The sequence below is a fragment of the Klebsiella sp. JN_Kp121 genome, assembly GCF_040062145.1.
Lineage (GTDB): Bacteria > Pseudomonadota > Gammaproteobacteria > Enterobacterales > Enterobacteriaceae > Klebsiella > Klebsiella aerogenes.
This window is the reverse complement of the sequence record NZ_JBEAHX010000004.1, coordinates 14,826-35,333: the sequence shown is the minus strand read 5'-3', so window position 1 is coordinate 35,333 and position 20,508 is coordinate 14,826. Positions and strand designations below refer to the sequence as shown.

Sequence of the window (20,508 nt, the reverse complement as noted above, 5' to 3'; positions counted from 1 at the left end):
TAAAAAAATGAAAACTAACTCTTACTTATACGGGGCACTCGTTGCCCTGGCTTTTTGCGCCCCTGCGGCGGCCGCTGAGACTGTCCATCCGGCCGAGCACGACGATACCAAAACGCCGGAATTAACCACCACCTCCTATCGCTTTTACGGCGAGTTGGGGGTTGGCGGATACATGGATTTAGAAGGCGAGGATAAACATAAATACAGCGATGGCACCTATATCGAGGGCGGGCTGGAGGTCAAAAACGGCCACTGGTTCGGGCTGATCTACGGCGAAGCCTGGACGGTACAGGCCGATAGCCAGGGCAATGCCTGGACGCCGGGCCACAGCTGGGGCGGCGTGGAAGGCGGCCTTAACCGCCTCTATGGCGGCTATAAAACCGATAACAACACCGAGATCATGCTCAGCCTGCGCCAGGACTCGTCGCTGGACGACCTGCAGTGGTGGGGAGACTTTACCCCCGATCTGGGTTACGTGATCCCCAATACCCGCGACATCATGTACGCGCTGAAGGTACAAAACCGCAGCGGCGATTTCCGCTATAGCGTCACCGCCACGCCGGCCGGGCATCACGATGAAAGCAAGGCCTGGCTGCACTTCGGCAAATATGATCGCTATGACGATAAGTACACCTATCCGGCGATGATCAACGGCTACGTACAGTACGACATCGTCAAAAATGTCACCTGGATGAACGGCCTTGAAGTGACCGACGGCACCGGGCAGCTATTCCTGACCGGCGTTCTGTCGCCCAATCTGGCCTTCCGCGCCTGGCACCATACCGGCCGCGCCAAAGGGCTGGATGTCCCCGGCAGCGAAACCGGCTTTATGGCCAGCGCCATGTATGAAGCATTAAGCGGGCTCTACTTCTCCACCGCATACAGCTACGCCAAACACCGCCCGGACCACGCCGCTGATGAAACCACCGCGTTTATGCAATTTGGCATCTGGTACGAATACGGCGGCGGGCGTTTCGCCACCGCCGCCGACAGCCGTTTTTACACAAGCAACACCAGCGGCGACCCGAGCGACAAAATTTTCCTGATGCAATACTTCTACTGGTAACAAGGAGCCGAGATACCATGAACCTCACCACTACGCTGACGCCGCTGGCCTGCGCGCTGATGCTGAGTTTTTCCGCCCACGCCGTCACCGCGCAGGCGTTTAAAAACGTCATCGACCGCAGCGGCGCGCCGCAGTATATGCAGGATTTCGACGCCGACGACCACCAGCGCTTCAACCCCTTTTTCGACCTCGGGGCGTGGCACGGCCACCTGCTGCCCGACGGCCCGGCGACCATGGGCGGCTTCCCCGGCCCGGCGCTGCTGACCGAAGAGTACATCAACTTTATGGCCACCAACTTCGATCGCCTGACGGTATATCAGAACGGCAAAAAGGTCGATTTCACCCTGCAGGCCTGGAGCCTGCCCGGCGCGCTGAAACAAACGCTGACCGCCCCCGGCGTGAAGGTGGAGATGACGCTACGCTTCGCCAGCGCCCACACTTCACTGCTGGAGACCAAAATCACCAGCAACACACCGCTGAAGCTGGTGTGGGATGGCGAACTGCTGGAAAAACTGGCCGCCAAAGAGGGTAAAGCGCTATCGGACAAAACCATTGATGAAGCCTTCCCGGACTATCAGCGCCGTCTGAGCGCCACGCCCGACGGCCTGACGGTCAGCTTTGGCAAGGTTCGCGCCGCCTCCGACCTGATGACCTCCGGCGAATCGCAGTATCAGATCCACCGTTCGCTGGTAACCGAGACCCGTATCGACGGCCACCGCTTTACCAGCAGCGCGGAGATCCGCGGCTCCACCACCCTCTACACCACCTATTCGCACCTACTCACCGCGGAGCAAGCGCGGCGGGAAAAAGCGCAGATCCGCGATATTCTGGCGCGCCCGGCTTACTATCTCACCGCCTCCGAACAGCGCTGGGACGGCTATCTGCAAAAAGGGCTCAGCAACCCCGACGCTACCGCCGAACAGACCCGCGTGGCGGTGAAAGCTATTGAAACGCTCAACGGCAACTGGCGCGCGCCGGGCGGCGCGGTGCATTACCATACCGTCACCCCATCCGTGACCGGCCGCTGGTTCTCCGGCAACCAGACCTGGCCGTGGGATACCTGGAAACAGGCCTACGCCATGGCCCACTTCAACCCGGATATCGCCAAAGAGAATATCCGCGCCGTCTTCTCCTGGCAGATAAAAGCCAATGATAAGGTGCGCCCGCAGGATGCCGGATTTGTGCCCGACCTGATTGCCTGGAACCTGAGCCCCGAGCGCGGCGGCGACGGCGGCAACTGGAACGAACGCAACACCAAGCCAAGCCTCGCGGCCTGGTCGGTGATGGAGGTATATAACGTCACCAAAGATAAAGCGTGGCTGGAAGAGATGTATCCGAAGCTGGTGGCCTATCACGACTGGTGGTTGCGCAATCGCGACCATAACGGTAACGGCGTGCCGGAATATGGCGCGACCCGCGATAAGGCGCACAACACCGCCGACGGCGCCATGCTGTTCACGGTGAAAAAAGGGCAAACCGAGCAGACACTTTCCGGCCTTCGCGCCTACGAACAGGTGACGGCCAAAGGCGATTACGACAGCCTCGAAATTCCGGCGCAGGTAGCGGCGTCGTGGGAGTCCGGGCGCGACGATGCGGCGGTATTTGGTTTTATCGATAAAGAACAGCTGGATAAATACGTCGCCAACGGCGGCAAACGCAGCGACTGGACGGTGAAATTCGCCGAAAACCGCGACCGTGACGGCAACCTGCTGGGGTATTCGCTGCTCCAGGAATCGGTCGATCAGGCCAGCTATATGTACAGCGATAACCACTATCTGGCGCAGATGGCGACCATTCTTGGCAAAGCGGAAGAGGCAAAGCGCTATCAGGCGCTGGCGACGAAGCTGGCGGATTATATCAATACCTGTATGTTCGACCCGCAGACTCGTTTCTATTACGATATTCGTATCGAAGAACAACCGCTGGCCAACGGCTGCGCCGGTAAACCGATCGTCGAGCGCGGCAAGGGGCCGGAAGGCTGGTCGCCGCTGTTTAACGGCGCGGCGACGCAGCAACATGCTGACGATGTGGTTTCGGTGATGCTCGACCCGAAAGAGTTCAACACCTTTGTGCCTCTGGGCACCGCCGCGCTGACCAACCCGGCCTTTGGCGCCGATATTTACTGGCGCGGACGGGTGTGGGTGGATCAGTTCTGGTTCGGCCTGAAGGGAATGGAGCGCTACGGTCATCGCGATGAGGCGCTGAAGCTGGCGGACGCCTTCTTCCAGCACGCCAAAGGCTTAACCGCCGATGGCCCGATTCAGGAGAACTACAATCCGCTGACCGGCGCCCAGCAGGGGGCGCCCAACTTCTCGTGGAGCGCGGCGCATTTATATATGTTGTATAACGAGTTTTTCCGTAAGCCGTAGCGTTTTCCCCTCACCCTACCCCTCTCCCACAGGGAGAGGGAACCTCACACCTGCGGTAACAGGCCGATAAAGCTGCGCTTCTGCCGCGGCTGCGACATCATCTCCTCCAGCTTTTCGACGCAGGCTAAATAGTGCGGCGTCTTCTTATGCGCCAGCACCGCCTCATCGTCTTTATAGGCTTCGTAGATAAAAAAGCGGGTTTTCACCTCGGGATCCTGCAGGACATCAAAGCGCAGGTTGCCTGGTTCCCGCAGCGCGCCCTCGTGGTTGGCGCGAAACACCTCGAGAAACTCATCCACCCGCTCGGGTTTAATATTGATCTCCACCAGCGTCACGTTCATTTCAGCTCTCCCTGTTTCTCTTCCTGCCAGAACTGATACGCTTCGCGCGCGTTCAGATTCTCATGCACCACCTTTTTCACCGCCTTCAGCATCGCGCGCGGGGCGCTGGACTGGAAAATATTGCGCCCCATATCCACCCCGGACGCCCCCTGGTCGATCGCCCGCCAGCACATCTCCAGCGCCTCATGCTCCGGCAGTTTTTTACCGCCGGCGATAACGATCGGCACCGGACAGCTGGCGGTCACTTTTTCAAAGCCTTCCTCAACGAAATAGGTCTTCACAAACTGCGCCCCCATTTCGGCGGCAATCCGGCTGGCCAGCGAGAAGTAGCGCGCGTCGCGGGTCATCTCTTTGCCGACGCCGGTAACCGCCAGTACCGGCATACCGTAGCGATTACCGGCATCCACCAGTTTGATGATGTTATTGATCGACTGATGTTCGTATTCGCTGCCGATATAAACCTGCGCCGCCACCGCGCATACGTTGAGACGAAGCGCGTCTTCCATCGCCACCGCCACGCATTCGTTGGAGAGTTCGCTCAAAATCGAATTGCCGCCGGAGGCGCGCAGCACCACCGGCTTATTGGTGGCCGCCGGTACCTGGCTGCGCAGTACGCCGCGGGTGCACATCAGCACGTCGGTGTCGGCAAACAGCGGCGCAATCGACAGGTCGATACGCTCAAGCCCGGTCGTTGGCCCCTGGAAGTAGCCGTGATCGAAGGCCAGCATCACCGTGCGGTTGCTGTGCGGATTAAAGATGCGCGCCAGCCGCGACTGCATGCCCCAATCCAGCGAGCCGCAGCCTTTCAGGGTATACAGCGTGTTCTGCTGCGGGCGGTCGATACCGAAGTCCTTACCCTCTTTGATGTCGTCTAAATCAGCCATCTCATCCTCCGTCAGAAGTCGTAGTTGTTGATATTCTCTTTGCTGAACACCACGCGCTCCGGCAGCAGCACGATACCGTTGCCCTTCGCTTCATACTGGTAGCCCTGCACGCTATTCGGTTCGACCTTCAGCGAGCCGATATCTTTCACCTCAACGCTATCGCCTACGTTAAGATCGCCCTTTTTCAGCAATCGATCGGCGACGTTAACCGCAATTTTGCCCTGCTTAACCACATCCCACAGGCCGAACGCTTTCACCGTGCCGCGCTCAACGTACGGGCGCATCACGTTCGGAGTACTAAAGCCGACGATCGCCACGCCCTGACGCTTGAGGTTCTCCGCCGCCTGCGCCGCCGCCGGCAGCGCATTGGCATCCGGCGCGATAATGGCGTCGAGATCCGGATACGCTTTTAAGATCCCCTCGGCGGTTTGCAGCGATTTGGTGGCATCGTTATAGCCAAACTGGGTGGTAACGATTTGCCACTGCGGATGCTCTTTTTCGATTTTGGCTTTGGCTTCCTTCACCCACTGGTTCTGGTCGGTCACCGTCGGGCTGGAGTAGAAAAACGCGACTTTGGCGGCAGGTTTGCTGACCTGCTTTTCCGCCATCTCGACCAGCAGGCCGCCGAGCTGCTGCGGCGTACCCTGGTTGATATAGATGCTGCGGCACTCCGGCTTGGTATCGGAATCCCAGGTCAGGACTTTCACCCCGCGCTGCATCGCCCGCTTCAGCGCCGGACACAGGCCGTCCGGCGAGACGGCGGAGACGATAATCGCGTTGTAGCCCTGGTTGACGAAGTTATTGATAAGCTGCACCTGGCCGGAGACGCTGGGCTCGGTGGGACCGTCATAGGTGACATCCACGCCCAGCGCTTTCCCCGCCTCTTTCGCGCCGTTGCCGCCGCTGGTAAAGAAGCCGACGCCGACCAGCTTAGGAATAAAGGCGATGCGGTCCGCCGCCTGTGCGGTGACTACGCTCATCGCCAGCGCCAGCACGATCAGTTTTAATTTCATTTTATGCTCCGATTGTTTTATGCGAGAAAAGACGCCGCCAGGTCGCGCGCACCCATTCACGGTGCAGGCTCAGCGAACGCCCCATCACCACCACAACCAACAGCGCCCCTGACAGCGCGCTCGACACCTGGTTGGGGATGCCGACCATCTGTAAACCCTGTTGCAGATACCCCACCAGCAATGCCGCCAGCGCGGTACCCAGTATCGATCCCGAGCCGCCGTAAATATTGGCCCCGCCGAGCACCGCCGCGGTCAGCGCAGGCATCAGCAGGTCGCGGCCCAAATCCGAACGCGCCGAGCCGAAATAGGAGACCATCACCAGCGCCGCGACCGCCGAGGCGACGCCCACCAGGCCATACAGCACGTACGGGATGCCGTTCACCGACAGCGCGGCATAGCGCGCGGCGCGCGGGTTTTGCCCGAGTAAAAAGAGGTGGCGGCCAAAGCGCCCGCGATGGGCCAGTAGCCAGAAGAAAAAGGTGATAATCGCGAATAGCACCAGCGGCAGCGGCAGTCCGGCGAGGGTTAAATTGGCGAAGGCGGTGAAGCTATCGGGAAAACCGCCAATCCCCTCGTAACCGGTCGCGCCGGCCATCCCGGAAAGCAACAGCGCGCCGCCGCCGTACAGATATAGCGTACCAAGCGTGATCACCAGCGGGCTGATGCCGGTGTAGTGAATCAGCGCGGCGTTGAATAACCCGCATAGCAGCCCCAAGAGCAACGTCAGCGATACCGCGAGCCACAGCGGCCAGCCCGCCTGGGTCATCACCCCGAGGGCGATGGCGCACAGGCCGATGGTCGAGCCCAGCGAAATATCGATCCCGCCGCTGATGATCACCAGCGTCAGCGGCAGCGCGACGATGCCGATGCAGATAAAGTCGCTGGTGCTAAAGAGCAGCATATTGATATCCAGCATGCGCGGATTCAAAGCGCCGAATAGCAGGATTTCCGCGATCAGCAACGCCAGCAGCGCGCTTTCCCAGTTAAGCTTCAGCTTCATTTAAGCCACCTCTTTGCTTTTGCGTTCGGGAAAGCGGGCAACCTGTTTGCTTCCTTTGTTACCTGGCTGAAAACGGCTGTACTTCAGCGCCCGCTGATGGCGGGCCAGCGCCTGACGCAGGCGGCCATCGAGCACCAGCACCCCGAGCAGCACCAGGCCGGCGATAAAGTCATTCCACCAGGCGGGAAGGCGGAACAGCACCAGTACGGTGTCAATTTGGGTGAGGAAAAAGGCGCCGAGAAACGCGCCAAGCAACGTGCCGGTACCGCCGAGCAGCGAGATCCCGCCCAATACGCAGGCGGCGATGGCTTTCATCTCCAGGCCGCTGCCGGTCTGATTAGGCACAAAACCAATCTGCGCGGCGAAGACGATCCCGGCGCAGGCCGCCAGCATACCGTTGAGGGTAAAGGCCAGCATCCGCGTGCGGTTGACCGCCACGCCCAGCTGGCGCGCGGCGGCGAGGTTATCGCCAACGGCGTAAAAATCACGACCAAAGGCGGTACGCGACAACAGCCAGCCGCCCGCCAGCAGCAGCGCCAGCACCAGCCAGCCCAGCGGCGACACGCCGATAAACGCGGGCTCCGAGAGCGATTTCAGGCTGTCGGGCAAACCCTCGATCCATTTCCCGCCAGTCCACAACAGCATCACCCCGCGATACAACCCCAGCGTACCGAGCGTCGCGACGATCGCCGGGATGCGCAGCCCCACCACCAGCAGGCCGTTAAAAGCTCCGGCCAGCGCGCCAATCGCCAGCGCGAAGGCGATAGCCGTCGCCAGCCCGTAACCGTTGTTCAGCGCCACGCCGACGGCGATGGCGCACAGCCCAACGGTCGAACCTACCGACACGTCAATATTGCGGGTCAGCATCACCAGCGTCGCGCCCAATGCCAGCAGGCAGAGGATCTGCGAGCTGGCGAAAATCATCGCCAGGGTCTGCAGGCTGAAATAGGCTGGATTGAGCGCCACCAGCACGACAAAGAGCGCCACGATGGCAAAGAAAGCGCTCAGTTCGCGATTCTTCAGTAACGTTTTCATGCCTGTCCTCCGAAGGCCAGGGTCATCATGCGATCGACGGTCACCGCCTGCCGCGCCAGCTCGCCGCTGTAGCGGCCCTGATGCATCACCAGCACCCGGTCGGCAAGGCCGACGAACTCATCCACATCGGAAGAGATCATCAGCACCGCCACGTTTTGCGCGGCAACGCTTTTTAGCAGTTGATAGATATCGGCGCGGGCGGAGACATCCACGCCGCGCGTCGGCTCATCGACAATCAGCAGTAACGGATTAGCTTCCAGACAGCGCGCCAGCAGCACCTTCTGCTGGTTACCGCCAGAGAGAGTGCGCACCGGCTGATCGCCATCGGCCAGCTTGATCCCCAGCGCCCGGTGATAGCGTTCAACCACCGCCGCCTCCCGTTTCCCCTGCTGCCACCACGACGGCTGATTGAACATCACCGTGTTCCAGCGCACCGGCGCATCGAGAAACAGCCCCGAGACCTGGCGGTCTTCCGGCAGATAGACCAGCCCGCTGGCCAACCTGGCGCGGGTGCTGTCGCGGCTAATTTCGCGGTTCTCAAGCCAGATTCGCCCGGCGCGCGGTGGACGCAGGCCGTATAAGGTTTCGGCAAATTCGGTGCGCCCGGATCCCACCAGCCCGGCCAGACCGACGATCTCTCCGGCGCGGATCTCCAGATTGAGATCGATAAAGCCTTCGCCGGTAAGATCTTCCACCCGCAGCACGGGAAAGTCCTGCGGTTGCGTACGGCGGTTGCCCGGTAGCGACAGCCACAGCTTTTGCGTGTCGCTCAGCGCATGGTCGCGGCTGACCGGCGTCATCGCGTTAATCAGTTGTTCGTCGCGGTATGCCGCGGTCTCGCCGCTCAGCACCACCGCGCCGTCGCGCATCACCGAAATATGGCTGGCAAGCTGGCGGATTTCGGGCAATTTGTGTGAGATAAAGACGATCCCAACGTCCAGCGCCTGTAACGCGCGGATCTGGCTAAAGAGCCTCTCGGTTTCACCCGGCGTTAAAGAGGCGGTGGGTTCATCCAGGATCAGGATCCTGGCCTCGCGCATCAGCCCGCGCAGGATCTCGACCATCTGTTGATCGGCTACCTCGAGCGTGCTGGCGCTGGCGTCGAGGTTGATCTGGCAGTTCAACTGCTGCAGTTTGTCCTGCAACCGCGCGACGGTATCCGCCCGCTTCGGCAGGCGGAAAAGAATGTTCTCGCGCACGCTGAGGTTGGGAAACAGCATCGGCTCCTGCGGCACCAAATAGATGCCTAACTGATGAGCCAGCGCTGGATTGAGGCGCGCAAACGCGCGTTCGCCGATCGTCAGTTCACCGCTATCCGGCGTTTCGACGCCGGCGATGATCTTCATCAGCGTCGATTTACCCGCGCCGTTGCCGCCCATCAGCGCATGCACCTGGCCCGCGCCTAGCGTGAAATCAATGCCCTTGAGCACCGCAACGCCGGAGAACTGTTTGCAAATCTGGCGAGCTTCAAGCAGTGGCTTCATCATCGCGCCTCGATTGAACAAATGATTTTTAAATTTAATAATGTTCAAAAGCGTAGACGGTGAACTATATTTACAACCGTGCGAAGATCACACTTTGGTGCTTTAGATCATCAGGAAAAAATGGGCCAGCGATGAAAGATCCGTTTTGCCAGTCGGCTCACACTTTCCGATCACGCAATAGCGAACATATGATCTAAATTTTTATAAGAGTTCAATTTATGAGCGAAAAACGCATTACGGAAGAGAACCGCTACGCCGGGCTGGCGTTAGCCGAGGAAGAGCTGGTGGCGCGGGTGGCGTGGTGCTACTACCACGACGGCCTGACGCAAAATGACATCGGCGAGCGTTTGGGGCTGCCGCGGCTGAAGATTTCTCGCCTGCTGGAGAAAGGCCGCCAGTCCGGGGTGATCCGCGTGCAGATCAACTCGCGCTATGAGGGCTGTCTGGCGCTGGAAAGTGAACTCCAGCAGCGTTTTGGCCTCAAGATTGCCCGCGTGCTGCCGGCGCTCAACACCCCGCCGATGAATACCCGGCTGGGTATCGGCGCGGCGCAGTCGCTGATGGGCATTCTGCAACCGGGGCAATTATTGGCAGTCGGTTTCGGCGAAGCCACCATGAGCTGCCTGCAGCATCTCAGCGGCTTTATCGGCTCGCAGCAGGTGCGGCTGGTGACCCTCTCCGGCGGCGTCGGCCCCTATATGACCGGCATCGGCCAGCTTGATGCCGCCTGCAGCGTCAGCATTATTCCGGCGCCGCTGCGGGTCTCTTCGGCGGAGGTCGCCGAGATCCTGCGCCGCGAGTCGAGCGTGCGCGACGTGATGCTGGCGGCGACGGCGGCGGACGCGGCGGTGGTTGGCATTGGCGCCATCGATCAGCGGCGCGACGCCACCATTTTACGCTCCGGCTATATCAGCGAGGGCGAACAGCTGATGTACGCGCGCAAAGGCGCGGTCGGCGACATTTTAGGTTATTTCCTGCAGGCCGACGGCCGGCCGGTAGAAGGACTGGAGATCCATCGGGAACTGCTCGGCGTAACCCTTGATGAGCTGGCGCAGCTGCCAACCATCGTCGGCGTCGCCGGGGGAGAACAAAAAGCGCAGGCGATTCATGCCGCTCTGATTGGCAAGCGCATTAATGGCCTGGTAACGGAAGAGACAACAGCACGCGCGGTGCTCGCACTGGCCTCCTGACGGCCTGGCGCCGCGCGACAACAGCGAGGCGCATGTCATGAGTTACCTGTTAGCGTTAGATGCCGGGACCGGCAGCATTCGGGCGGTCATTTTCGATCTTAATGGCCGCCAGTTGGCGGTAGGCCAGGCCGAATGGAAACACCTGAGCGTCGATAACGTCCCCGGCTCGATGGAGTTCGACCTTACCACCAACTGGCAGCTGGCCTGCCAGTGCATTCGCCAGGCGCTCGATGCCGCCCGGCTCTCTGCCGCCGATATTCAGTCCGTCGCCTGCTGTTCGATGCGCGAAGGGATCGTCCTCTATGACCGCGACGGCGAGGCCATCTGGGCCTGCGCCAACGTCGATGCCCGCGCCAGCCGCGAAGTGGCGGAGCTTAAGGAGATCCACGACTATCGTTTTGAATCCGAGGTATACGAGGTCTCGGGACAAACCCTGGCGCTTAGCGCCATGCCGCGCCTGCTGTGGCTGGCGCACCACCGCCCCGATATCTACCGCAAAGCGGCAACCATCACCATGATCAGCGACTGGCTGGCGGCGAAGCTATCCGGCGAGCTGGCGGTCGACCCGTCAAACGCCGGCACCACCGGCATGCTCGACCTGTTCAGCCGCGACTGGCGTCCGGCGCTGCTGGATATGGCCGGGCTGCGCGCCGATATGCTGTCGCCGGTCAAAGAGACCGGTACCCTGCTGGGCGCCGTCACCGAAGCGGCGGCGCAGCAGAGCGGCCTGCGCGCCGGGACACCGGTGGTGATGGGCGGCGGCGACGTCCAGCTCGGCTGCCTGGGCCTTGGGGTGGTGCGCGCCGGGCAAACCGCAGTACTCGGCGGCACCTTCTGGCAGCAGGTGGTCAACCTGCCGCAGGTGCGTACCGATCCGCAGATGAATATTCGCGTTAATCCTCATGTCATTCCCGGCATGGCGCAGGCGGAATCGATCAGCTTCTTTACCGGGCTGACCATGCGCTGGTTCCGCGACGCCTTCTGCGCTGAAGAAAAACTGATTGCCGAGCGGCTCGGCGTTGATGCCTATTCACTACTGGAAGAGATGGCCAGCCGCGTGCCAGCCGGTTCCCATGGCGTGATGCCTATTTTTTCCGACGCCATGCACTTTAAGCAGTGGTACCACGCCGCGCCGTCGTTTATTAACCTCTCCATCGATCCGGAGAAGTGCAACAAAGCGACCCTGTTCCGCGCGCTGGAGGAGAACGCGGCGATTGTCTCCGCCTGCAACCTGGCGCAGATTTCACAGTTCTCCGGGGTGACATTCGAGAGCCTGGTGTTTGCCGGCGGCGGCTCTAAAGGCGCGCTGTGGAGCCAGATCCTCAGCGACGTCATCGGCCTGCCGGTGCGGGTGCCGGTCGTCCGCGAAGCCACCGCTCTGGGCTGCGCCATCGCCGCCGGAACCGGCGCCGGACTGTATGGCGATATGGCCAGTACAGGAGAACGGTTAGTGAGCTGGCACCGCGAGTTCACCCCAAATCCGCAGCATCGCGAGCTGTATCAGGAGATGATGAGCAAGTGGCAGACGGTGTACGCCGATCAGCTTGGCCTTGTCGATAGCGGGCTGACAACATCGATGTGGCAGGCACCGGGCCTGGAGCGCCGCCAGCGCGTAGCGTCTTCCCCGTCACCCTAACCACCGGTACCGATCCGCCTTTCCCCCTCTCCCTTTGGGAGAGGGCCGGGGTGAGGGACAACGATTTCCGTTCTTTGAATCCCATCACAATCACCGCACTCCCCTTTTCCCTTTTTCTCCGCGACGGCTAAATTAGTAACTCATCCGACCACATAACAATAATTTTACATTGGAAGCCACTATGAGCCGCTATCCGTCGCTTTTCGCCCCGCTTGAGCTGGGCTTCACAACGCTCAAAAACCGCGTGTTGATGGGCTCAATGCACACCGGGCTGGAAGAGCTGCCGGACGGCGCACAGCGGCTGGCGGCCTTTTACGCCGAACGCGCCCGTCACGGCGTGGCGCTGATCGTCACCGGCGGCATCGCTCCGGCGCCCTCTGGCGTCACCATGGCCGGCGGCGCGCTACTCAACGATGCCAGCCATCTGGCCCACCATCGCCATATTACCGACGCGGTACATCAGGAAGGCGGCAAAATCGCCCTGCAGATCCTGCACACCGGGCGCTACAGCTACCAGCCCGCGCTAGTAGCCCCTTCGGCGCTACAGGCGCCGATTAACCGTTTTACACCCCATGAACTGAGCCACGATGAGATCCTGACGCTGATCGATGATTTTGCCCACTGCGCCCAACTGGCGCGTGAAGCGGGATATGACGGCGTCGAAGTGATGGGCTCTGAGGGCTATCTGATTAACGAATTTCTCGCCGCGCGCACCAACCAGCGCGACGACCAATGGGGCGGCGATTATGTCAGGCGCATGCGTTTCGCCGTAGAGGTGGTTAAGGCGGTACGCCAGCGCGCCGGCCACGATTTCATTATCATCTACCGTCTGTCGATGCTCGATCTGGTCAACGACGGCAGCACGCTGGCGGAAGTCACCGAACTGGCCAAAGCGATTGAAGCGGCGGGGGCGACAATTATCAACACCGGGATTGGCTGGCACGAAGCGCGCATTCCGACCATCGCCACGCCGGTACCGCGCGGAGCTTTCAGCTGGGTCACCCGCAAGCTGAAAGGCGCGGTGTCGATCCCGCTGATTACCACCAACCGCATCAACGATCCGCAGGTCGCGGAGGATATTCTCGCCCGCGGCGATGCCGATATGGTATCGATGGCCCGCCCGTTCCTCGCCGACGCCGAATTTATGTCGAAAGCGCAGCGCGATCGCGCCAGGGAGATCAATACCTGCATCGGTTGCAACCAGGCGTGTCTCGATCGGATCTTCGCCGGCAAAGTCACCTCTTGTCTGGTCAACCCGCGCGCCTGTCATGAAACCCTGATGCCGGTCCTGCCTGCCAACGCGCCTAAACGGCTGGCGGTGGTCGGCGCCGGGCCGGCCGGTCTGGCCTTCTCCGTTAACGCCGCCGCCCGCGGTCATCATGTCACGTTGTTCGATGCGCTCCCGGAGATCGGCGGCCAGTTTAATATCGCCAAACAGATCCCCGGCAAAGAGGAGTTTCACGAGACGTTGCGTTACTACCGCACCATGCTCGATCTTCATGGTGTCGATCTACGCCTGAACACCCGCGTCACGACAGACGATCTGCTGGCGTTCGATGAGACGATCCTCGCCACCGGTATCGCCCCGCGCCTGCCGGCGATCGACGGGATCGATCATCCCAAAGTGCTGAGCTACCTTAATGTCTTGCGTGATAAAGCGCCGGTTGGCGCGAAGGTGGCTATTATCGGCTGCGGCGGCATCGGCTTCGATACCGCCATGTATTTAAGCCAGTCGGGCGTGGCCACCAGCCAGGATATCGGCGAGTTCTGCCGCGAATGGGGTATCGATACCAGCCTGCAAACGGCGGGAGGGCTGAGTCCTGAGGGCCCACAGCTGAGTAAAAGCCCGCGACAGATTGTGATGCTACAGCGCAAAGCCAGCAAACCGGGCGAAGGGCTCGGCAAAACCACCGGTTGGATCCACCGCGCGACGCTGCTGGCGCGCGGCGTGAAAATGATCCCAGCGGTCAGCTATGAAAAGATCGATGATGAAGGGTTACATGTCACTATCGGCGGCGAGCGCCAACTGTTGGCGGTCGATCAGGTGGTGATCTGCGCCGGTCAGGAACCGCGCCGCGAGCTGGCGGATCCGCTGCGCGCGGCGGGGAAAACGGTACATCTCATCGGCGGTTGCGACGTGGCGGCGGAGCTGGATGCGCGCCGGGCGATTGCCCAGGGCACAAAACTGGCGCTGGCGATTTAGCCGTGTCCCGGGGGCGGCGCGATGCGCCTTCCCCGGGCTACCACGATAATCCCGAACGGTTGCCCGGCTAAGGCGACAGTCGGTAGCCCGGCTAAGGCGACAGCCGCAAGCCGGGGGGAAACAACAACAAGAATCAGCGCTGCTTACGCACCTTCGTTGCTTTCAAAATGACAAACTTATTGTTCGTCGCAATCGTCGTGCAATTACCAAAAGCGCGCTTCAGCTTACGGAAGTAATCGAGGTGGCGGTTGCCGACGACGTACAGCTCGCCGCCGTATTTCAGGCTGCGGCGGGCATCGTTAAACATCTGCCAGGCGATATGGTCGGTAATAGCATGCTGCTGATGGAACGGCGGATTACACAGAATCGCCGTAAAGCGGTCGGGCTCAATGCCGGAAAGCGAATTGTTGACCATAAATTCACAGCGTGCGATATCGTCCGGCAGGTTGCGCTCGACGTTCAAACGGCTGGAAGCCACCGCCATGTGCGACTCATCGGTGAACATCACGCTGGCGTTTGGATTTTGCGCCAGCGCCTGCAGGCCAATCACCCCATTGCCGCAGCCGAGATCGGCGATCTCGCCTTCTAAATCAGACGGTAAATGCTGAAGGAAGAAACGCGCGCCGATGTCCAGGCCGCTGCGGGCAAAAACGTTGGCGTGGTTATGGATGGTCCACGGCGTGCCGTCCAGCTTCCAGCTGTAGGTTTGCGGCGCATCGGCAAGCTTAGGGGCGGTGAAAACGCAGTGGATCAGACGCGCTTTTTTCCACGCCAGCGAGGTGGTGGTAGTGCCGAGGATTTTTTCAAACAGCGCCAGCGTCGAGTTGTGCACATCTCGGGCTTTCGCCGCGGCGATAATGCGGGTCTCCGGCGTCACCACTTCGCGCAGCGCGCGCAGCTGCTGTTCCAGCAGCGCCAGCTGTTTTGGCACCTTAATCAGCACCAGCGCCGGCGCGGCGGGCAGCGGGCTCAGGCTATCCTGAAAGCGCACGCTCTCTTCATCGATACCGTTCATCCGCAGGTTGTGGCGGGTCGCCAGCTCGGAAATAAAGGAATCGTTGATGCTGACCGGGTTGCGCTCAGCCAACGCGCAGGAGAGCGCGCCGAAGCCGTCGTTGAAGATGAGCGTCAGGCCGTCGACGTCATTCACCTGTTGCAGCAGATATTCATCCGCCGCTTCCCATGCCTGAAGCGCTTCTTCTTCAGCGTTAGGTGGGAACCGCTCTAATGTGAATAACTCACCGTTTAACTCTACCTGGCTCATCGCCCCTCCGAAATGCTAAAATTCGCGCGTGTTATCGCTCAATTCTCCGGAGAAGTAAACTTTTTTCACCATGAACACGCTACCTTACCTTCAGGGCTACCCCGAATCGCTGCTGTCGCAGGTGACCACCTTAATCGAGCAAGACCGTCTCGGCGAGGTACTGCAAAAGCGCTATCCGCAGGGGCATGATGTCAACAGCGATAAGGCGTTATATCAATACACCCAGGATCTGAAGGCCCGCTATCTGCGCGGGGCGGCGCCAATCAATAAGGTGATGTACGACAGTAAGATCCACGTGCTGAAGAATGCGCTTGGCCTGCATACCGCCATTTCCCGCGTTCAGGGCGGCAAACTGAAAGCTAAAGCGGAAATTCGCGTAGCGACGGTGTTTCGCGACGCGCCGGAAGCGTTTCTGCGTATGATCGTGGTTCATGAACTGGCGCATTTAAAAGAGAAGGATCACAACAAGGCCTTCTATCAGCTGTGCTGTCATATGGAGCCGCAGTACCACCAGCTAGAGTTTGATACCCGCCTGTGGCTGACGCACCTTTCGTTAAACCGTTCTGCGTGATAGCGCACTCGTTTTGTCATCATGGCGTGCTAGAGTGACGAAAGGTTCCCTTTAACGGAGTTCGTCAACGTTTATGATACGTTTCGCAGTTGTTGGCACAAACTGGATTACTAAGCAGTTTGTCGATGCCGCCCATGAAACCGGTAAATTTAAACTCACCGCGATTTATTCCCGCAGCCTTGAACAGGCGCAAGCTTTCGCTAATGACTACCCGGTCGAGCATCTGTTTACCTCGCTCGATGAACTGGCGCAGAGCCCTGACGTTGACGCGGTCTATATTGCCAGCCCGAACTCGCTACACTTCCCGCAAACCCGCCTGTTCCTGAGCCATAAAAAGCACGTGATTTGCGAAAAGCCGCTGGCATCGAACCTGCAAGAGGTTGAAGCGGCGATTGCCGTGGCTAAAGAAAACAACGTGGTGCTGTTTGAAGCCTTCAAAACCGCCAGCCTGCCCAACTTCCTGCTGCTGCGCGAAGCGCTCGATAAAGTGGGCAAATTACGTAAAGCCTTCATCAACTACTGTCAGTACTCTTCGCGTTATCAGCGCTATCTCGACGGCGAAAACCCGAATACTTTCAACCCGGCCTTTTCCAATGGCTCGATTATGGATATCGGTTTTTACTGCCTCGCCTCGGCGGTCGCGCTGTGGGGCGAACCGCAAGCGGTCCATGCCAGCGCCAGCCTGCTGGCAAGCGGTGTTGATGGCCAGGGCACGGTAGTGCTGAGTTACGGCGATTTCGATGTCACCCTGCACCACTCGAAGGTCAGCGACTCCACTATCCCTAGCGAAATCCAGGGCGAAGAGGGCGCGCTGGTGATTGAGAAAATCTCCGAATGTCAGAAGGTGGCCTTTATTCCACGCGGCGGAAAAGCGCAGGATCTCACCCAGCCTCAGCACATCAATACTATGCTGTATGAAGCGGAAGCGTTCGCGCGGCTGGTGGAAACCAACGACGTCGCTCATCCAGGGCTTGAAGTCAGCCGCATTACGGCAAAACTGCTTAGCGAAATCCGTCGCCAGACCGGCGTGGTCTTCCCGGCGGATACTCAACCTATACCCTAAATAATTCAAGTTGCAGGAAGGCGGCAAGTGCGCGAATCCCCAGGAGCATAGATAACTATGTGACTGGGGTGAACGCACGCAGCCAACGCACCTGCAGCTTGAAGTATGACGGGTATAGCGTAAAGGAGTGTAAATGGGCCCTCGACCTCAATTGACGCCCTTTATAACTTGTAATACTTTGTTACGTGCAAAGGGGAGTAACTTCCTGGCCGGTCGATCGTCATTACGATGCGTGCAAAACCGCATCCGGTCGCCGGGCAACAAGATCAAGGATCCATGTCCGCTCTTGTTGTAAGTGAGACCTTGCCGGAAGGCGAGGTCTATGCATAAAAGCGCAGCGGCTGCCGTCTTTCGACGACAGCCGTTTTGTTTTTATGTAAGGAATAACGCAATGAATAGTGTCGGCACGCCGTTGTTATGGGGCGGATTCGCTGTAGTCGTGGCCATCATGCTGGCGATCGATTTACTGCTTCAGGGAAGGCGCGGTGCGCATACCATGACCATGAAGCAGGCCGCCGGTTGGTCCATCCTGTGGGTCACCCTCTCCCTGCTGTTTAACGCCGCTTTCTGGTGGTATTTGGTGCAAACGCAGGGCCGCGCCGTCGCCGATCCGCAGGCGTTAGCCTTCCTCACCGGTTATCTGATCGAAAAATCACTGGCGGTCGATAACGTCTTCGTCTGGCTAATGCTCTTTAGCTACTTTGCCGTGCCGCCAGCGCTACAGCGCCGGGTACTGGTGTATGGCGTCCTCGGGGCGATTGTCCTGCGTACCATTATGATCTTCACCGGCAGCTGGCTGATTTCGCAGTTCGAATGGCTACTGTACGTGTTCGGCGCGTTCCTGCTGTTTACCGGGGTGAAAATGGCGCTGGCGAAAGAAGATGATTCCGGGATCGGCGATAAGCCGCTGGTGCGTTGGATCCGCAGCCATCTGCGGATGACGGATAAAATCGAGAGCGAGCGCTTCTTCACCCGTAAAAATGGCGTACTGTTCGCCACGCCGCTGCTGCTGGTGCTGATCCTGGTTGAGCTGAGCGACGTGATTTTCGCGGTTGATAGCATCCCGGCAATTTTCGCGGTGACCACCGACCCGTTTATCGTGCTGACCTCTAACCTGTTTGCGATTCTCGGCCTGCGTGCGATGTACTTCCTGTTGGCGGGCGTGGCCGAACGCTTCTCGATGCTGAAATATGGTCTGTCGGTGATCCTGGTGTTTATCGGTATCAAGATGCTAATCGTCGATTTCTACCACATTCCGATCGCCGTTTCCCTCGGCGTGGTGGGCGGTATCCTGGCGGCGACGCTGCTGATTAACGCCTGGGTGAACAAACAGAACGATAAGAAGAAACAGCTGCAATAACCCCCTGTTCCCGGCCAGATATCGCGTATCTGGCCGGGATACGCCGCCCTGCGTTAGCTTTCCCGCGCATAATTTTTATCCATGTCACAAAAACGTTAATATATAGTTAAAAAATAAGATCGTCGTGCAAGAAACAGTAGAATACGCTTCCTACCTCGCGTTCTTTCCGTATACTCGACCATGCAAACATTCATTTACATCCGGACATAAACGTAACAAATAATACGTCGCCGGGATGGACTGCTACATCACTGGAAGGAATGATTTATGACAACACAAACCCGCCCGTCGGGGCTGCTGCAGCGCCTGGCGCAGGGCAGTCTGGTGAAACAAATCCTGTTGGGACTGGTACTTGGCGTGGTACTGGCGCTGGTCTCGAAACCGGCCGCTATCGCGGTCGGGCTGCTGGGAACGCTGTTCGTCGGCGCGCTGAAAGCCGTCGCGCCGGTGCTGGTATTAATGCTGGTGATGGCGTCGATCGCAAACCATCAGCACGGACAAAAAACCAGTATCCGCCCGATTCTGTTTCTCTATCTGCTGGGTACCTTCAGCGCGGCGCTCACCGCGGTGCTGTTTAGCTTTGTTTTCCCTTCCACCCTGCATCTGACCAGCGCGGCGGACAGCATCACCCCGCCGTCGGGAATTGTAGAGGTGCTACGCGGGCTGCTGATGAGCATGGTGGCTAATCCTATCGACGCGCTGCTGAACGCCAACTATATCGGTATTCTGGTGTGGGCGGTGGGGCTGGGCTTCGCGCTGCGCCACGGTAACGACAGCACTAAAAACCTGATTAACGACGTTTCGCACGCGGTGACCTTTATCGTCAAGCTGGTGATCCGCTTTGCGCCGCTGGGTATTTTTGGCCTGGTCTCCTCAACGCTGGCGACGACCGGTTTCGATACCCTGTGGGGCTACGCCCAGTTGCTGCTGGTGCTGGTCGGCTGCATGCTACTGGTGGCGCTGGTGATTAACCCGCTGCTGGTATTCTGGAAAATCCGCCGTAACCCGTATCCGCTGGTGCTGACCTGCCTGCGTGAAAGCGGCGTCTACGCCTTCTTTACCCGCAGCTCCGCCGCCAACATTCCGGTGAATATGGCGCTGTGCGAGAAGCTGAATCTGGATCGCGATACCTATTCGGTATCTATTCCGCTGGGGGCGACCATCAATATGGCGGGCGCGGCGATTACTATCACCGTGCTGACGCTGGCGGCGGTACATACGTTGAATATTCCGGTGGATCTACCGACGGCGCTGCTGCTGAGCGTAGTGGCCTCGCTGTGCGCCTGCGGCGCTTCCGGGGTGGCAGGCGGTTCGCTGCTGTTGATCCCGCTGGCCTGTAACATGTTCGGTATTCCGAACGATGTCGCCATGCAGGTCGTCGCCGTCGGCTTTATTATCGGCGTGCTGCAGGATTCCTGCGAAACGGCGCTCAACTCATCGACCGATGCGCTGTTTACCGCCGCGGCCTGTATGGCCGAAGACGAACAGCTGGCGAAGAACGCCCTGCGTAGTTAGCGTATTGTCGGATGGCGCTACGCTTATCCGACCTACGGTCCGTGCGGCCTGCCTTTAATTTATTCACCATGCTGGCTGAAACTGCCAGTGTTGGTGGCCTCAAAATCGCTGAGACGTTCCCGGAAGGCCGGGGCAGCCCGCATGGATGCGGGCTGAGGGCCGTGACTTGCACGGACGCTGCCTCGGCCCGACCCGAAGCCTTCCGGGATAAGTCGAAGGTACCACGAAGTGGCGATTTTGGCGGCCAGAGCCCGGGAGTACAGAGGGCGGCGGCGACTGGCCGCCCTTTGTGCGCTCCCTGCGCCATGAGGGACATAACGCAGAAGAAATATCGGGAGCGCAATCTGCTCTGAAATAATAAAAAACAACTGTTTTTCCCGGACCAAAACAGTTGCAAATCGATAACAGTATCTACGGACCTATTCCGTTGGTAGCCCCGGTAAGCGTAATGTACGACCGGAGAGAGTTTAATATTGTCGGATGGCGCTACGCTTATCCGACTTTGCAAACACCG

16 protein-coding genes are annotated in these 20,508 nt (G+C 59.4%); 9 read left to right on the top strand and 7 right to left on the bottom strand.

Annotated features, from left to right (window positions below; genetic code table 11):
- The first annotated feature begins 7 nt into the window (after positions 1 to 7).
- Positions 8 to 1,066, top strand: a complete 1,059-nt coding sequence (gene ygjJ, locus ABLU86_RS08340) for a protein YgjJ (RefSeq protein WP_348796155.1) — start codon at positions 8 to 10, stop codon at positions 1,064 to 1,066.
- A gap of 17 nt (positions 1,067 to 1,083) precedes the next feature.
- A complete protein-coding gene (gene ygjK / locus ABLU86_RS08335) occupies positions 1,084 to 3,435 on the top strand; it encodes an alpha-glucosidase (RefSeq protein ID WP_047740288.1) in 2,352 nt (783 codons plus the stop codon).
- Between the two features lie 44 nt (positions 3,436 to 3,479).
- Here ygjK and lsrG read toward each other — a convergent pair whose 3' ends face one another.
- Genes lsrG through lsrA form a run of 6 tightly spaced genes read right to left on the bottom strand, consistent with a single transcriptional unit; the run spans position 3,480 to position 9,192 of the window.
- The gene (gene lsrG / locus ABLU86_RS08330; RefSeq protein WP_004181386.1) at positions 3,480 to 3,776 is read right to left on the bottom strand and encodes a (4S)-4-hydroxy-5-phosphonooxypentane-2,3-dione isomerase; all 297 of its coding nucleotides are present in this window, start codon (positions 3,774 to 3,776) and stop codon (positions 3,480 to 3,482) included.
- The gene (lsrF, locus tag ABLU86_RS08325) at positions 3,773 to 4,660 is read right to left on the bottom strand and encodes a 3-hydroxy-5-phosphonooxypentane-2,4-dione thiolase (protein WP_002917724.1); all 888 of its coding nucleotides are present in this window, start codon (positions 4,658 to 4,660) and stop codon (positions 3,773 to 3,775) included. The genes lsrG and lsrF overlap by 4 nt, the downstream gene beginning before the upstream one ends.
- 11 nt (positions 4,661 to 4,671) lie before the next feature.
- Positions 4,672 to 5,673, bottom strand: coding sequence for an autoinducer 2 ABC transporter substrate-binding protein LsrB (lsrB, locus tag ABLU86_RS08320; protein ID WP_101739470.1), 1,002 nt, complete (start codon positions 5,671 to 5,673; stop codon positions 4,672 to 4,674).
- Position 5,674: 1 nt separating this feature from the next.
- Positions 5,675 to 6,673, bottom strand: coding sequence for an autoinducer 2 ABC transporter permease LsrD (lsrD, locus tag ABLU86_RS08315; protein WP_015369590.1), 999 nt, complete (start codon positions 6,671 to 6,673; stop codon positions 5,675 to 5,677).
- The gene (gene lsrC / locus ABLU86_RS08310) at positions 6,674 to 7,708 is read right to left on the bottom strand and encodes an autoinducer 2 ABC transporter permease LsrC (RefSeq protein ID WP_012967197.1); all 1,035 of its coding nucleotides are present in this window, start codon (positions 7,706 to 7,708) and stop codon (positions 6,674 to 6,676) included.
- Positions 7,705 to 9,192 (bottom strand): autoinducer 2 ABC transporter ATP-binding protein LsrA, encoded by a 1,488-nt coding sequence (lsrA, locus tag ABLU86_RS08305; RefSeq protein ID WP_032715866.1) that lies wholly within the window; start codon positions 9,190 to 9,192, stop codon positions 7,705 to 7,707. Before lsrA ends, lsrC begins: the two co-directional genes overlap by 4 nt.
- A gap of 218 nt (positions 9,193 to 9,410) precedes the next feature.
- Between lsrA and lsrR the strand changes: the two genes are divergently transcribed.
- The 3 genes from lsrR to ABLU86_RS08290 all read left to right on the top strand — a co-directional run bounded on the left by lsrR (position 9,411) and on the right by ABLU86_RS08290 (position 14,221).
- Positions 9,411 to 10,382, top strand: coding sequence for a transcriptional regulator LsrR (lsrR, locus tag ABLU86_RS08300; RefSeq protein WP_004174223.1), 972 nt, complete (start codon positions 9,411 to 9,413; stop codon positions 10,380 to 10,382).
- A gap of 37 nt (positions 10,383 to 10,419) precedes the next feature.
- Positions 10,420 to 12,018, top strand: coding sequence for an autoinducer-2 kinase (lsrK, locus tag ABLU86_RS08295; protein WP_032709219.1), 1,599 nt, complete (start codon positions 10,420 to 10,422; stop codon positions 12,016 to 12,018).
- A gap of 181 nt (positions 12,019 to 12,199) precedes the next feature.
- A complete protein-coding gene (locus ABLU86_RS08290; RefSeq protein WP_045387449.1) occupies positions 12,200 to 14,221 on the top strand; it encodes an NADPH-dependent 2,4-dienoyl-CoA reductase in 2,022 nt (673 codons plus the stop codon).
- A 133-nt stretch (positions 14,222 to 14,354) separates the two neighbouring features.
- Here the strand turns inward: ABLU86_RS08290 and rlmG are convergent, their stop codons facing one another.
- The gene (gene rlmG / locus ABLU86_RS08285) at positions 14,355 to 15,485 is read right to left on the bottom strand and encodes a 23S rRNA (guanine(1835)-N(2))-methyltransferase RlmG (protein ID WP_015369585.1); all 1,131 of its coding nucleotides are present in this window, start codon (positions 15,483 to 15,485) and stop codon (positions 14,355 to 14,357) included.
- Between the two features lie 70 nt (positions 15,486 to 15,555).
- On the opposite strand from rlmG, the gene ABLU86_RS08280 reads away from it, so the two are divergent.
- The 4 genes from ABLU86_RS08280 (at position 15,556) to sstT (ending at position 19,994) form a co-directional block, all read left to right on the top strand.
- Positions 15,556 to 16,056 carry a M48 family metallopeptidase gene (locus tag ABLU86_RS08280; RefSeq protein WP_015369584.1) on the top strand — a complete coding sequence of 167 codons (501 nt, stop codon included), beginning with the start codon at positions 15,556 to 15,558 and terminating at the stop codon, positions 16,054 to 16,056.
- A 73-nt stretch (positions 16,057 to 16,129) separates the two neighbouring features.
- On the top strand, positions 16,130 to 17,119 hold the full coding sequence (locus ABLU86_RS08275) for a Gfo/Idh/MocA family oxidoreductase (protein WP_020077874.1): 990 nt from the start codon (positions 16,130 to 16,132) through the stop codon (positions 17,117 to 17,119).
- Positions 17,120 to 17,510: 391 nt separating this feature from the next.
- Positions 17,511 to 18,479 (top strand): TerC family protein, encoded by a 969-nt coding sequence (locus ABLU86_RS08270; RefSeq protein ID WP_045359748.1) that lies wholly within the window; start codon positions 17,511 to 17,513, stop codon positions 18,477 to 18,479.
- Positions 18,480 to 18,746: 267 nt separating this feature from the next.
- The gene (sstT, locus tag ABLU86_RS08265) at positions 18,747 to 19,994 is read left to right on the top strand and encodes a serine/threonine transporter SstT (RefSeq protein WP_015369581.1); all 1,248 of its coding nucleotides are present in this window, start codon (positions 18,747 to 18,749) and stop codon (positions 19,992 to 19,994) included.
- Positions 19,995 to 20,508 lie beyond the last annotated feature (514 nt).